The sequence below is a fragment of the Pseudomonadota bacterium genome, from assembly GCA_011049115.1.
Lineage (GTDB): Bacteria > Desulfobacterota > Anaeroferrophillalia > Anaeroferrophillales > Tharpellaceae > DSCM01.
Genome location: DSCM01000007.1, coordinates 1 through 13,377, shown reverse-complemented (window position 1 = coordinate 13,377; position 13,377 = coordinate 1). Strand labels below are relative to the sequence as shown.

Genomic DNA, 13,377 nt, shown 5'->3' with positions numbered 1-13,377 from the left:
CGGTGGCTGTTTTTTTGCAAAAACGGCCCCAGCGACAACCAGAATACTTGCTTTTGCCCGGGGATGCAACTTTTTTTCTGTCAAAGGCATTGACTTGGAGTCGCTGCTGACGATTTTGACGGTCTCGCCGGGTTGACAAAAGTGAAAAGATGTTCTAGAGCAATCCCCTTTTTTCAGCCCCGCCGCATGCGGCTATTATTTAGAGGACGGAGATCTGTAATGTTAAAAAGATTTGCGCCTCGGGTGAAGACCCGGGGCGAACTGGAGGAACTCCAGCGTCGCCGCCTGGCCTGGACCCTTCGCCATGCCTATGAGAATTGTGATTTCTATCGCCGGCATTTTACTGAGGCCGGAGTTTCTCCCGAAGACTTTAATAAACTAAAGGATCTGCGTTGTTTTCCTCTGACCACGGCGGAAGATTTTCGCGCCGGTTATCCGCTGCCGTTTAAATCGGTCCCGGAAAGAGATATCGTTCGAATTCACGCCTCATCGGGCACTACCGGTAAACGCAAGGTCGCGGCGTATACGCAGAAGGATATTGACGACTGGCTCAACATGTTCTGTCGCTGTTACGAGATGGCGGGGTTAAGCTGTGAAGACCGGGTTCAGATCTGTGTCGGCTACGGTGTCTGGACCGCGGGCGCCGGCTTTCAGCTGGCCTGCGAGCGCTACGGGGCGATGGCCTTGCCGACCGGACCGGGGAATCTCGATCTGCAATGTACCTTTCTGGTTGATTTCGCGACCACGGTGCTGTGTTGCACGGCTTCCATGGCCTTGTTGCTGGCGGAAGAGGTGCAGCGCCGGGGCTTGCGTGACAGGATCAATCTTAAAAAAGTAATCTGCGGCTCGGAGCGGACCAGCGCCGCGATGAGGCGGCGCATCGTCGAGCTCCTGGGGCTGAAAGAGTTTTATGATATTCCCGGGTTGACGGAGGTTTATGGTCCGGGAACCGGGCTTAACTGTCACTGCAGCAGTAAAATTCATTATTGGGCCGACTATTACTATCTCGAGTTTCTCGATCCCGAAACCCTTGAACCGGTGCCTGATGGCGAGGTCGGAGAGATGGTTTACACCACCCTCTGGAAGGAGGCGGCCCCCCTGGTTCGCTATCGTTCAAGGGATCTGGCCCGGGTCGTGAGTGAGCCTTGTCCCTGCGGGTCGATCCTGCCGCGACACAGCGCCATTCTGGGCCGCAGTGACGATGTTTTTATTATTCGCGGAGTTAACGTTTATCCAGGTGAAGTCGATGCGGTGCTTTCCGGGATCGAGGGGGTCGGCAGCGAGTATCAGATACACCTGGACCATCTGGAGGATGGGCGCGATTATCTGACCCTGAAAGTTGAGCGGTCGGTTCAGACCGGGCCTGAGCGCGATGAATTTCTGCGGGGAGAATTGATCAGTCGGCTCAAGCACCGCCTCATGGTCACTCCTCGGGTCGAGCTGCTTGCCTATGGCTCGCTGCCGCGCAGCGAGCGCAAGACGCAGAGGGTTTTTGATCGTCGCTATGATTGAGGGTTGGTCTTCGTTGAGAGTTGCGCTGGTGCTCGGAAGGGTGAGCTCGTTTTGGTCTGGAGTCAGCCCGGTTTTGATTGCTTCTTGCCCCGGAAACTTGGTTTGTTTAAGGAATTCCAAGTTTCCGGGGTTTGTTTTTGGGTGCGCCCGAGCTTTTTCTTTTGCCAGGGATCGCGGTTTGTTTCCGGGACTTGAGTTTAAAGGGGCATTGACACGGATTCGGATTTGAAAACCTGAAAGGAGAAGCCCTCAGGGTTGCCGATGTAGAGGGTTACGTAAAAAGGAGCGGAACCGGTATGGGATAAGACTATTGAGCCGATTTCAGAGGGTAAAGTTTTACTGCCGCTGCCGGTGTAAAGGGCGTCCAGGGTGTTGACGAGAATGGCGTGGGCCGCAATATCCTCGAGCGTGGTGGTGTATGAAATGGGGACTATAGGACCAATGGGGCCGACAATCGGCTCCGTAACCGCCCTGGTTTTGAAAATCAACCCGGAGTCACCGCCGGCGGTGGTGAAGGCAAGCTCCATATTGGTGATGATCTCGTCGCTGTCGTTGGTGATGGCGATGCCGGTCCACCAGCCCGCGTCGGGCATGGAAACCACATAGGGGATCTTGACCTGCTGCCCGCCGCTGAGAGCCAGCAGGGGGCTTGTCCATAACAGCACAACCACCATCATCATCGTAAACAGAAAAGCCCTTCTCATTGTTTTTCCCATGTGCGTGCCTCCTTTTCCTTCGTTAGAAAAATGTTGATCTTGACGATAAAATTAATGTACCATATCCAAGGTTAATTGCAACTTTTTTGTCGTAAAAAAATCGGTAACTATGCTGTCAACCCGAAAGATCCTGATTGCAACGGTTTTCATTCGGGCGGATAATCATCCGGCGGCATAGTTTGCAAATATCTTATAATAAAGCAGGATCAAAGAGGTGCTTTATGCCGTATGTCAGTATTAGGGTCGCCGGTAAACTTGAACGCGAACAAAAAGCCGAAATCTGTAAAGGGGTGACCGAAGTGATCGCCCGGGTCGCCAATCGCCCGCCGGAAGCGGTCATTGTTTTTATTGACGAGGAGAGTCGGGACAACATCAGTAAAGGCGGGGTTCTCCTTTCAGACCTGTAAGGATGGAGCGCCCCCTTTCAAGTTTCCAGTCCGGACCGGGGTTGCTTGCCGGAAGAGCGGGCCGTTTTGTTCGCGTGGAAGAGTGAATTTCCCCTCCGCACTCGCAAATGTACGAGAATGCGGAGGAATGGGAGTTTGCCGGAGTTTTTGCTTTCCTGCCGTGGTCGGCGGGAGGCTTTTCGGGGCTTGCAATCCGGACAACATATGCTATCTTGAAGTAGTAGTTTATCGATGACTTGCGGTTATAGAACATGACAATCATTTCAGTGAGGGTCTTGTTCGCGGGACGAACGGCTTGACTTTTACGGAAAGGATAAAAATGTGAAAACCTGGCTGCGCCTGTTGTTTTACTGTGGATTGGTTCTGGTTCTTTTGCTGCTCGCGGTGGCGGCGGGGTTGAAATTATATTTCACGGAAGAACGCCTTCGCAGTTTGCTGTTGCCTCCCATAGAGGACGGTTTGGGCCGCAAGGTCGAGGTCGCCTCTTTGCAGATCGATCTTTTTAAAGGGGTCAGGATCGGCGGTCTCGCGGTTAAGGAAGGTGACGGGCGCAGTGATTTTGTCACGGTTCGGGAGTTCAGCTTGGGTTACAACTGGCGTCCTCTTTTGCAAAGGCGTCTTGAGATCAGCCGGGTTCGGGTTGCAGGCCTGGCGCTGAAGGTTCGCCGCCGGCTTGACGGCAGTTATAATTATTCCGAGCTTAAATTTTTGCAGAGTCCAACCTCAGGGCCGGAGCAAGGTTTTCCGGTTTCGACTTCGTCTTCCCAAGGAAAGGCTCTGCCGCTGGCCTTGGTGGTTCAGCGAGTCGAGATTGAGAATTTGCGGGCTTTCTTTTTCGATGAAAAGGGTGAGCTGCCGGCAGCGGAACTGGTCGCCGCTCTCGGCGCCGATCTGAAGTTGAGAGATCTGCGGCCGGAAGCGCTCGATTTTTCGGGAAAGATGGATTTCAACCTGACCGCCGAACAGGGTTCCTTGCAGGCCGGGGTTCAGGGTCAGCTTGAATTCGACCGGCAGCGGATCGATTATCATCTGGATAATCGTCTGAATGAACAGGCGTTCGCGGTCAGCGGTCGGCTTAGTAATTATCTCGGGAGCAGGCCGGAGCTCGTGCTTGATCTGGCGGCCGGTCGTCTCGATCTGGCTTACCTTTTCGGCCTGGTTCAGCCGCCGGCGGAGGCTGGAGGATTACCAAAACCCGAGCCTCGCGCGGTTGACGAGGAAAAGGCGGAGCCGCTTGCCGAACCCCCGCTGACGGTCCGGGGCCGTTTGGCCGTGGCTGAGTTGGTCTATGAAAACTATCGAATGCGGGAATTATCCGGTCGCTATCAGTTGGCAAACGGGGTGTTCGAACTGGCCGATTTCAAGGGTAAACCGGCGGAAGGATTGTTCTCGGCCGACCTCGTCGTCCGCCCGTTTCAGCTCGAACCGGAATTTGACGGCAATCTTTCCTTTTCCGAGTTGCAAATAAAGTCTTTGAGTACCATGATGGCGCCGGCCTTGGCTGAAAAGGTCGGCGGCGCCGCTTTTGGTCGTTTCAGTTTCAGCGGCCGCGGGTTCGATGCAACTGCGCTGAAACGGCATCTGTCGCTGGAAGGCAATTATGGTTTGCAGGATGGATATCTGCGGGATTTGCCGCTGACCGCGAGCTTGGCGCAGCTGCTCGGAGCGCCGGAGTTTGAAAGCCTGAAAATAGACGATCTCGATGGCAATCTTCGGCTCAGGGATGGCCGCTTGGAAATCAACGGTTCCTGGCGGGGAGAGCAGCTTGGGGGGCGTCTCGAAGGGCGGGTCGGCCTTGACGGAAGTCTTGATTTGCCCCTGAGCCTGGTGGTGAATCCGGTTCTGAGTGAACGCATGACTCAGCGTTATCCCTGGGTCCGGCAGACCTTCAATGAGCGCGGGGAGGCTGTAGTTAGCCTGCGGCTGGGGGGAGAACTTTCCCACCCCCGTTTGAGCCTGGATGAAAAGGCGGCCCAGAAACAGCTGCGCCGAAAGCTGGAGAAGCAACTTGTCGATACCCTGAAAGAAAAGTTTTCAAAAAAAATTAAGGCGCGATGACGGGTCGGAACTCTCTCCACCCGTCGAATGATCGGCCGCGCCGGAGGCTGAAGGAATCCGAGTGACTCTGCATGAAAATCGTTGTTTCCGGATTGTCCGGGGCGAATTGTCTTGGGTCGTTTTTCTTTCAAGGCAGCAGGTCAAGCATCGTTCAGAATGACATCAGGAGGTGAACTTATGGCGCTAAGATTGTTATGCATGGACTGTGATTACGAAAAGGTATTGACCCCTGAGGAAAAAACCTGAAAATCTGTCCCAGATGCGGTAAAGGTAATATCTAGGTTTATGATGATGAGCTCAACAAGGGGGCTCATTGCGCCGGGACCATCAACCCCGTCAACCGTAAGTGACCATGAGTATGGCGAAATGGGCTTACGGGCCCGTTTCGCCGAAGCTTTTTTCCTCTTCCCCCCCCCTTTCTGTTTCAATCCCAAATCTTTCAGTCCGGTTGTTGGTTGCGGTGAAATCAGGTTGCCCTCAGGTTTCTTTTGCATTCTCCCGGCAGCCGCGAGCGCTGGAAGGCAATTTTCGGCGGGAACGGGGTTACAGTCGGGCCAAGTCGTTCACCGGGGAGCCTGAAGGCGAAGGCTTAGGTGTGTACATGATTTTTTTTTAATGTTAGGATGGGAGCCTGGTTGAGTGGTTTTCCGTGTAGATCTGTTTTGAAAGGTTTGTGCGTCCGGCTTGCAGGCAGGGCTGATGGCGAAACTTATAAATTCTGGGGGAGAAATGAGATGGCGGTTGTCGTTCAATACATCGTGGTCAGAAATGGAGAGCAGAAGATGACTTTTACCTCCAAGAAAGAGGCCGATGCCTATGATAAAATTCTTGATATCGCGGAGCGGTTGCTTGGTTTTCTGCAGACGGCCGGTCTGGAGGTTGAAGTCGGACGGCTTGAGGAGCTGGCTTTCTATCTGGCGGAGAATCGTGAGGCGGCGATGACTTTGTTGCGGGGCGGGAGTCTGAAAACCGAACTGCCGGCCGGAGCCGCTAAGCCGGCTTCGGCCTCAGGGCGCAAGGCCCCCAAGGTTAAAAAAACTGCGTCTGAAAATGCGGCTGCGGCCGGAGACTGAACTGATTTTACGGAAATCCGTGGCGGTTGTTGGGCGTTCGGTAGTGGTTGCTGGGGTCTTAGTCAGCGTTGTTGATACATTTCATCATAATATTTGCGATAGCTGCCATCGCGGACCTGATTGAGCCAGTCCGGATTTTCCAGATACCAGTCGATGGTTTTTTCCATGCCTTCGGCCAATCCGGTTTCCGGTTCCCAGCCCAGTTCTCGCTTGATCTTTTCGGCGTCGATGGCATAGCGGCGGTCGTGGCCTTTGCGGTCGCCGACGAAGGTGATCAAATCCAGCCGGGAGCGTTTGCCGGCCAGCAAGCCGAGACGCCGATCCAGGGAACTGCATAAAAGCCTGACCAGGTCGAGGTTGGCCATTTCATTATGGCCGCCGATGTTATAGGTTTCGCCGCTTCGGGCGGCGCGCATCACCAGTTCCAGAGCGCGGCAGTGATCTTCGACATAAAGCCAGTCGCGGACGTTTTTCCCGTCGCCGTAAACCGGCAGGGCTCGGCCCTCAAGTGCGTTACCGATCATCAGAGGAATCAGTTTTTCGGGAAACTGATAGGGACCGTAGTTGTTCGAGCAATTGGTGATCAGGGTGTCCAGTCCGTAAGTATGGTGGTAGGCCCGGACCAGGTGGTCGGCGGCCGCTTTGCTCGCGGCGTAGGGGCTGTTGGGGCTGTAGGGGGTGGTTTCAGTAAAGTAGCCCTCGGTTCCCAGCGAGCCGTAAACCTCGTCGGTCGAAACCTGGAGAAAACGTCCGCGGTTTCCGGCCTCGTTATGGCGGCGAAAGGCTTCAAGCAGGGTAAAGGCGCCGACGATGTTGGTTTCGATGAAAGCGGCGGGGCCGGTAATGCTGCGGTCGACGTGCGATTCGGCGGCAAAGTTGACGATGAAATCGGGCTGTTCGGCCGCCAGCAAGGCATCGACCAAAGCCCGGTTGCCGATTTCGCCGCGAACCAAGTGGTAGGCCGGATTACTTTCCAGGTCGCGCAGGTTGGCCGGGTTGCCGGCGTAGGTGACGGCGTCAAGGTTGATGACCCGGTAGCCGCTTTTCTTGGTCAGGAGCAGGCGGATGAAATTGCTGCCGATAAAGCCCAGGCCGCCGGTAACCAGAACGTTTTGCATGAAGTCTTATCCTTCTTTATTTTCAGGGTGAAGGTTTTTTATATGCTTTCTTCTTCCTTGAGAACTACCTCCAGGTACTGGCGGTAGGGTGATTCCGGAATGTGGCGCAGAAGCTCGGCAAGTTTCGTAGGCCTGATAAAGCCCATGCGCAGGGCGACCTCTTCAAGACATCCAAATTTAAGTCCCTGACGCTGTTCCAGGGTGCCGATAAAATGGCTGGCTTCTAGTAAACTCTGGTGGGTGCCGGTGTCAAGCCAGGCGACACCCCGGCCGATTTTTCTGACCTGAAGTTGTTCGCGTTCAAGATAAATGCGATTTAAGTCGGTGATCTCAAGTTCGCCCCGGGCCGAAGGCCGCATGCCGGCGGCCAGGTCGGAAACCTGATGGTCGTAGATATAGAGACCGGGAATGGCGAAATGAGATTTCGGAAGTTTGGGTTTTTCTTCCAGGGAAATGGCGCGCCCGCTTTTGTCGAACTCGACGACCCCGTAGCGTTCCGGATCCTTGACATAATAGCCGTAAATCAGCGCTCCCTCGCGAAAGTCCCGAACGGCGTCGAGAAAGTCGTATTTGCCGTAGAAAATATTATCGCCCAGAATCAGGCAGACGGATTTTCGGTCGATAAAGTCGCGTCCCAGGATAAAGGCCTGAGCGATGCCTTCCGGGCGTTCCTGGACGGTGTAGGAGAGATTGATGCCGAGTTCGGCGCCGTCGCCGAGCAGGTCGGCGAAACGCGGCAGGTCAAAAGGGGTGGAGATGATCAGAATCTCGCGAATCCCGGCCATCATCATGGTTGACAGCGGATAGTAGATCATCGGTTTGTCGTAAACCGGCATCAGCTGTTTACTGGCGACCCGGGTCAGCGGGTAGAGACGGCTACCGGCTCCTCCGGCGAGAATAATTCCCTTGCTAACGGTCATGGTCAGGTTCTCCCCGCGGCTGCTTTCTTCACATGCCGCTGAATTCAGGTTTTTTCTTGGCGAGAAAGGCGTCGACTCCGATTTTGAAATCCTGGGTGCCGGATACGCCGATGATGCCCTGTCTTTCTTTTTCCAGGTATTCAGCCAGTGAGAGCCCGGGCAGGGTGGCCAGTAAATCCTTGGTCGCGGCCTGGGCCAGGCGGGGTCCGCGGCTTAACGCCTGGACCATTGCCAGCGCCTCGCTTCGAGCCTGATCGCTGTTGACAAAACGGCTGACAAGCCCGATCCTGGCGGCTTCGACTCCGTCGATGCGGCCGTTATTCAAAAAAAAGTCGGCTGCTCGCGGCCGTCCCAGGGCTTCAATCACGGCAAAACTGCTGCCCCCGTCCGGGACGGCGCCGATGCCGATATAACCGGCGACAAAGAGGGCGTTTTCAGTGGCCAGGCTGATGTCGGCGGCCAGGGCCAGACCCAGTCCGGCGCCGGCGCAGACGCCGTCGATCAGCGAGACAAAGATCTTTTCCATGCGGCGAATGGCCAGCACCGTGGCGTTAAGGATTACGGAAAGCTCCTCCATGATGTTGCTCATGCCGCCTTCGTTCAACCCCTGTTGAAAGCTCGGAAGATCACCGCCGCCGGAGAATATTTTACCTTCGGCTTCCAGTAGAACGGCCTTGACGTCATTGTCCCAGCGCAGACCGCGGACCGCGTCCCACAGATCCTGGGCCATTTCGCCGCCGTAAGAATTGGCCTTTTCCGGCCGGCTGAGACGCAGAATGGCGTAACCCTCGTTTTTTTCAATCGTGACTGATTTTTGCATGTTTTTATTTTACTCCTTGTGCCGTTTTCTTTTCCCCGGTGCCGCGCTCGGGCGGCGTGTTTCGGCAAGCGCGTCTACATACTCAATTACCGGAGTTCTTGTCAATCTTTAAGGACGAACGGGCTTGCTGTTTTGGCGGGCCCGGCTTGCCGTATTGTCAAAAATAAAATTGTCAGGTACAATGCTCCGGCGGTATAAAATAGCCGGTTGCAAATCTTATTACTTCCGCCTCGGCGGATTTTCTGTTTGCCTTAAGTCCGGCCCGGCCTGAGCGAATGTCGGCGCGCAGGAAGATCTTTAGAGGCGACCCACGCCCCTCAGGCGATTTTCAGAATTTGACAATGACGATCAATTTTAACGATTTCAATAGGTTGTGGTAAGTCAGCCGGAATGAAGATCTTTAAAGGTTGGTTCGCGGTTTTTTACCGGGAAATGCTGATTGTCCGTCATCGGCTGCCGCGGATGCTGTCATCCATGGCGGTTGCCCCTTTGCTCTATCTGCTGGCTTTCGGCTATGCCATGGGCGGCGATCAGCTGGTCGGCGGGCGCAGCTATATTGAGTTTCTGCTTCCCGGCTTACTGGCCATGAGTTCCATGATTCAGGCTTTCGCGATTGCCGGTGAAATCAATGTCGCCCGTTTTTACTGGTATACTTTCGAAGAGTTTCAGGCCGCTCCGATCAGTAGTTCGGCTTATGTCCTGGGGGAGGTCCTGGCCGGAATGACCCGGGCGCACCTGGCCCTGCTTCTGATTATCGGTATCGGTTTTCCCTTTGGGGTGGTGCTGGCCTACGGCAATCCGCTGTTCTGGAGCGCCACGCTGCTCAACAGTTTCGTTTTTTCTTCCCTGGCGGTGGGTTTGGCGATGGTGGTCAAGTCGCATGCCGACCAGGCCATGCTTTCCAATTTTCTGATCACGCCGATGGCCTTTCTGGGCGGCACCTTTTTCCCTCTCGAAAGACTGCCGCTCTGGTTGCAGAAACCCCTGACGCTTCTGCCCCTGACCCACGCTTCCTCGGCGATTCGGGCCGCGCTTTTCGGCGAGGCTCCGGGTTGGTTCCCTTATCTGCTCCTGTTGGCGGTCGGGCTTGTTTTTTTCCGGCTGGCGGTTTATCTCGTGAGTCGGGCCCGCGATTGAGAGCCGTTCGGTTCCGTAAAAAAAACTTGACAGTTCGTGACGCTGTAGGCTATAAGGCCTCCCACTTTGTTCCTCGGTAGCTCAGTCGGTAGAGCGGGTGGCTGTTAACCACTAGGTCGGCGGTTCGAGCCCGTCCCGAGGAGCCAAAATTCAATCCGTCGATTTCGACGGTCACTTGTTAGCACAAAACCCCGTGGGATCATCCCCTCGGGGTTTTGTCGTTTCTGTCGTGTCCACGCCGACTTACGCCCTTCTGCACATTTTCTCCGATTCTCCATTTCCCTTATAGCTTTCGAGTTTCAACCAAGAACGTTGACGTTCGCGCCCGCCACGCTCTGCGGCAATGTGGTGTAAACCAAAGAATCCGAGGCGTTTACAGAGAACCGACTTGATTGTTCCGCTAATAGAAGCCTTCATTCATGCAGCGGTTAAAGCCGCGAGAGGGCTGGAGCGGCGAGGCTTTTCGGATACTTTTCATAAGCTATTTGGAGGTTGCCATGAATGAAACGACGTATCAGCAAGTGCAGGCCCTTTCCCGGATGACCGTCGGGGAACTCCGGGAAAGGTATATCGATGTCTTCGGAGAGGAGACGAGGTTCTACCACAAGGATTTTCTTCGCAAACGGATTGCTTGGCGTTTGCAGGCCTTGGCTGAAGGCAGCCTGTCGGATCGGGCCAGACGGAGGGCGGAGGAAATCGCCAATGACGCGGACCTTAGAATCCGCATGTTGCGGGGCCCTATTAAGCCGGGATTGATGGATGTCAGGGAACGGTCGGTGAGCGGCAGGCTGCAACCGCAACGTGATCCCAGACTGCCGCTTCCAGGAACACTGCTCGTAAGGGAGTTCCGAAGCCGGGACATCGTGGCCAAGGTGCTGGACAAGGGCTTCGAGTATGATGGCCGATGGTTCAAATCCCTCTCCGCCGTTGCCCATGAGGCAACCGGGAACAAGTGGAACGGTTTCCTTTTTTTCGGGCTTGCGGAACCAAAGGGACCGCAAGGTCAAGACGATGAGTCGGACGGGAGAAACGGATGAGCAGACAATACGAAAGAAACAGTACTCTCCCGCAGCAATCTATGGATAACCGGCGAGCGACCGTGCGCTGCGCCATCTATACCCGGAAATCCACCGACGAGGGTCTCGACCAGGACTTCAACAGCCTCGACGCCCAGCGGGAATCCGCGGAGGCATATATCGCGAACCAGCGGCACGAAGGGTGGCTGTGCATTGCCGAGCGCTATGACGACGACGGCGGATTCACCGGCGGCAACATGGAGCGGCCCGCCATCAAGAGACTCTTCGCCGACATCGAGGCTGGCGACATCGATTGCGTGGTGGTCTACAAAGTTGACCGGCTGAGCCGCTCCCTTCTCGACTTCGCCCGCATCATGGAGATTTTCGACAAGCACGCCGTGAGCTTCGTCGTATCGGTTACCCAGCAGTTCAACACGACCAGTTCCATGGGACGGCTTACCTTGAACATCCTGCTTTCCTTCGCCCAGTTTGAGCGGGAAATCATCTCGGAGCGGACCAGGGACAAGATGTCTGCTGCCCGCAAGAAGGGTAAGTGGGTCGGAGGCATGCCGGTCCTCGGATACGATGTGGATCGCAAGGGAGGGCGGCTGCTCGTCAATGATGATGAGGCGCAGCGGGTGCGGGCCATCCACAGTCTTTACCTGGAGCACAAGGCCCTGATCCCTGTTGTTCAGGAACTCGAACGCCGCAAATGGGGAGTGAAAAAGTGGACCACTCAACGAGGGGATGAACGCGGAGGAAATCTGTTTAACAAGAGCAGCCTTTTTCGGTTGCTCACCAACATCATATACACGGGCAACATCATTTATAAAGGGACCGTCTACCCCGGAGAGCATGAGGGGATCGTGGACCCGGACCTCTGGCAACAAGTCCAGGATACCCTTCGGCACAACGGGCGTTCCGGCGGCAAGGAAATCCGCAACAAATACGGTGCACTGCTGAGGGGTCTGCTCTACTGCGCGCCTTGTGGAACAGCCATGGTGCACACCTACACCGCCAGGAAGGGCAAGCATTACCGTTACTATGTCTGCCTAACCGCCCAGCAACGGGGATGGGCATCCTGCCCGACCAAATCCCTCAATGCCTATGAGATTGAGGCCGCGGTGGTGGACTATATCCAAGGCTTGGGCGCAAACCCGGAGGTCTTTTCGGAAACGGCTTCCCAGGTTCGGGTTCAAAGCGAAAAGCGTCTGGCGGAGATCGAAGCCGAGCGACGCGCTCACGAGCGGGAACTCAAACGGTTGGATGCCAGGCTCCGCGCTCTCGTGGGAGACTTGCCGACATCGGGAACGGACCGGGGGCCGGCGACGGATCAGATGGCCGACCTCCAAGACCAAATTCACTCTCTCGAACAAAGGATTACCGTCATCCGCGAGGAAACCATCGCCGTCCAAAGAGAAACGCTCGAAGACGGAGATTTGGAAAAAGCTCTCGCGGCATTCGACCCCATTTGGCAATCGCTTGCCCCACGCGAACAGGCGCGGGTTATCAAAGCCCTTGTTGAGCGCGTCGCTTACAATGGGCGGGACGGTAAAGTGACCGTGACGTTCCGCTCCCCCGGTATCAAGGCGGTTTGCCTGGGACAAGCAGACCTTGGAAAGGAAAACCGTATATGAAACCGACCATGTATAACTTTGGAAGCGAAGGGCGTCTGGAGGTGAGCTTCACATTCCAGCCGAGAAACAAACGGGGACAGTCCGACAGCCGACGTGGATCAACCGGCAAAGGGAACATCCCGCGGGTTGCCAAGCTCCTGGCTTTGGCGATCCGCTTTGAGAAACTGGTCAAGCGAGGCGATATACAGGACTATGCGGACCTCGCCCGCCTGGGCTACGTGACCCGGGCGCGCATCACCCAGATCATGAACTTGCTCAATCTCGCTCCGAACATTCAGGAGGACATCCTTTTCCTTCCGAATACAATGAAGGGCCGAGACCCGATCCTGGAAAAAGACCTACGGCCGGTCGCCGCCGTTCCCCACTGGAACCGGCAGCGGAAGATGTGGGCCCAAATGCGCAAAGACCGCCTTGGATAGCTCTTTCATGCAACCACTTACCTCCTCGGCCATTCTGGCCTTTGTCACCAATAATCCCTCTGCTTTCGGTGAGTTGAATCTAACCATCATTTTTTTTTAATTGACCTGATGCATATCAGGGTTATATAATAGTTACCTATAACGTGGCCTTAGCGTGTCCTCATCCGGCGCTATGGCCGAAGTGGTTTCAAGAAATTTTAAAGCCCCAAGAGCATTGAGGCAGAGAAATGAAACATAAAAGCAGGGGCCGACCCCCTGTTAAAGAGATAACTGATAGCCAGCTTAACACGTTAAAGGCGATTCGGCGATTTGCGAATCAGCGGGGATTCCCTCCGACGATGAAGGAGCTTGCCGATATTCTTGGCATTTCACATGCCAGCGCACACGGGCAGGTGAACCAACTCGTGAGAAAAGGGTACTTGTAGTTATGACAACCGAAATTTGACCAGTTGTGATTATCGAAAATTGATCACCCTGATTGCAAGATAAAGTTAAGCACTGATGTTCATGGTTAAATTTTAAGTTTGCTTATTGGTAATGTCTT

At 55.0% G+C, this 13,377-nt stretch carries 13 protein-coding genes and 1 tRNA gene; 10 read left to right on the top strand and 4 right to left on the bottom strand.

Annotated features, from left to right (window positions below; genetic code table 11):
• Positions 1-219: 219 nt before the first annotated feature.
• Positions 220-1,512, top strand: coding sequence for a phenylacetate--CoA ligase family protein (locus ENN66_00695; protein HDS15151.1), 1,293 nt, complete (start codon positions 220-222; stop codon positions 1,510-1,512).
• 197 nt (positions 1,513-1,709) lie between these two features.
• On the opposite strand, the gene ENN66_00690 is transcribed toward ENN66_00695, so the two are convergent.
• Positions 1,710-2,228, bottom strand: coding sequence for a hypothetical protein (locus tag ENN66_00690; protein HDS15150.1), 519 nt, complete (start codon positions 2,226-2,228; stop codon positions 1,710-1,712).
• Between the two features lie 221 nt (positions 2,229-2,449).
• On the opposite strand from ENN66_00690, the gene ENN66_00685 reads away from it, so the two are divergent.
• The 3 genes from ENN66_00685 (at position 2,450) to ENN66_00675 (ending at position 5,766) form a co-directional block, all read left to right on the top strand.
• Complete coding sequence (locus ENN66_00685; protein ID HDS15149.1) at positions 2,450-2,635, top strand: 4-oxalocrotonate tautomerase family protein; 186 nt, start codon at positions 2,450-2,452, stop codon at positions 2,633-2,635.
• A 321-nt stretch (positions 2,636-2,956) separates the two neighbouring features.
• On the top strand, positions 2,957-4,693 hold the full coding sequence (locus ENN66_00680) for a hypothetical protein (protein ID HDS15148.1): 1,737 nt from the start codon (positions 2,957-2,959) through the stop codon (positions 4,691-4,693).
• Positions 4,694-5,427: 734 nt separating this feature from the next.
• The gene (locus tag ENN66_00675) at positions 5,428-5,766 is read left to right on the top strand and encodes a hypothetical protein (GenBank protein ID HDS15147.1); all 339 of its coding nucleotides are present in this window, start codon (positions 5,428-5,430) and stop codon (positions 5,764-5,766) included.
• A 62-nt stretch (positions 5,767-5,828) separates the two neighbouring features.
• Here ENN66_00675 and rfbB read toward each other — a convergent pair whose 3' ends face one another.
• From rfbB to ENN66_00660, 3 genes are read right to left on the bottom strand one after another with little or no spacing between them, the layout of a single operon-like run.
• Positions 5,829-6,884, bottom strand: coding sequence for a dTDP-glucose 4,6-dehydratase (rfbB, locus tag ENN66_00670; GenBank protein ID HDS15146.1), 1,056 nt, complete (start codon positions 6,882-6,884; stop codon positions 5,829-5,831).
• A gap of 38 nt (positions 6,885-6,922) precedes the next feature.
• Positions 6,923-7,804 carry a glucose-1-phosphate thymidylyltransferase gene (gene rfbA / locus ENN66_00665; protein HDS15145.1) on the bottom strand — a complete coding sequence of 294 codons (882 nt, stop codon included), beginning with the start codon at positions 7,802-7,804 and terminating at the stop codon, positions 6,923-6,925.
• 28 nt (positions 7,805-7,832) lie between these two features.
• Complete coding sequence (locus tag ENN66_00660; GenBank protein ID HDS15144.1) at positions 7,833-8,624, bottom strand: enoyl-CoA hydratase/isomerase family protein; 792 nt, start codon at positions 8,622-8,624, stop codon at positions 7,833-7,835.
• A 390-nt stretch (positions 8,625-9,014) separates the two neighbouring features.
• Between ENN66_00660 and ENN66_00655 the strand changes: the two genes are divergently transcribed.
• The 6 genes from ENN66_00655 (at position 9,015) to ENN66_00630 (ending at position 13,258) form a co-directional block, all read left to right on the top strand.
• Positions 9,015-9,761 carry an ABC transporter gene (locus tag ENN66_00655; protein HDS15143.1) on the top strand — a complete coding sequence of 249 codons (747 nt, stop codon included), beginning with the start codon at positions 9,015-9,017 and terminating at the stop codon, positions 9,759-9,761.
• 70 nt (positions 9,762-9,831) lie between these two features.
• Positions 9,832-9,907: transfer RNA gene (locus ENN66_00650), tRNA-Asn, on the top strand.
• A gap of 351 nt (positions 9,908-10,258) precedes the next feature.
• Positions 10,259-10,798, top strand: coding sequence for a DUF2924 domain-containing protein (locus ENN66_00645; GenBank protein ID HDS15142.1), 540 nt, complete (start codon positions 10,259-10,261; stop codon positions 10,796-10,798).
• Positions 10,795-12,414 (top strand): recombinase family protein, encoded by a 1,620-nt coding sequence (locus ENN66_00640; protein ID HDS15141.1) that lies wholly within the window; start codon positions 10,795-10,797, stop codon positions 12,412-12,414. Before ENN66_00645 ends, ENN66_00640 begins: the two co-directional genes overlap by 4 nt.
• Complete coding sequence (locus tag ENN66_00635; GenBank protein HDS15140.1) at positions 12,411-12,833, top strand: hypothetical protein; 423 nt, start codon at positions 12,411-12,413, stop codon at positions 12,831-12,833. Before ENN66_00640 ends, ENN66_00635 begins: the two co-directional genes overlap by 4 nt.
• A gap of 227 nt (positions 12,834-13,060) precedes the next feature.
• Positions 13,061-13,258: a MarR family transcriptional regulator gene (locus ENN66_00630; protein HDS15139.1), complete on the top strand. Its 198-nt coding sequence runs from the start codon at positions 13,061-13,063 to the stop codon at positions 13,256-13,258.
• Positions 13,259-13,377 lie beyond the last annotated feature (119 nt).

Bases quoted from the DNA above. Each gene is read 5' to 3' on its own strand.
- ENN66_00695 (HDS15151.1), top strand. From the start codon at position 220: ATGTTAAAAAGATTTGCGCCTCGGGTGAAGACCCGGGGCGAACTGGAG.
- ENN66_00690 (HDS15150.1), bottom strand. From the start codon at position 2,228: ATGGGAAAAACAATGAGAAGGGCTTTTCTGTTTACGATGATGATGGTG.
- ENN66_00685 (HDS15149.1), top strand. From the start codon at position 2,450: ATGCCGTATGTCAGTATTAGGGTCGCCGGTAAACTTGAACGCGAACAA.
- ENN66_00675 (HDS15147.1), top strand. From the start codon at position 5,428: ATGGCGGTTGTCGTTCAATACATCGTGGTCAGAAATGGAGAGCAGAAG.
- rfbB (HDS15146.1), bottom strand. From the start codon at position 6,884: ATGCAAAACGTTCTGGTTACCGGCGGCCTGGGCTTTATCGGCAGCAAT.
- rfbA (HDS15145.1), bottom strand. From the start codon at position 7,804: ATGACCGTTAGCAAGGGAATTATTCTCGCCGGAGGAGCCGGTAGCCGT.
- ENN66_00660 (HDS15144.1), bottom strand. From the start codon at position 8,624: ATGCAAAAATCAGTCACGATTGAAAAAAACGAGGGTTACGCCATTCTG.
- ENN66_00655 (HDS15143.1), top strand. From the start codon at position 9,015: ATGAAGATCTTTAAAGGTTGGTTCGCGGTTTTTTACCGGGAAATGCTG.
- ENN66_00645 (HDS15142.1), top strand. From the start codon at position 10,259: ATGAATGAAACGACGTATCAGCAAGTGCAGGCCCTTTCCCGGATGACC.
- ENN66_00640 (HDS15141.1), top strand. From the start codon at position 10,795: ATGAGCAGACAATACGAAAGAAACAGTACTCTCCCGCAGCAATCTATG.
- ENN66_00635 (HDS15140.1), top strand. From the start codon at position 12,411: ATGAAACCGACCATGTATAACTTTGGAAGCGAAGGGCGTCTGGAGGTG.
- ENN66_00630 (HDS15139.1), top strand. From the start codon at position 13,061: ATGAAACATAAAAGCAGGGGCCGACCCCCTGTTAAAGAGATAACTGAT.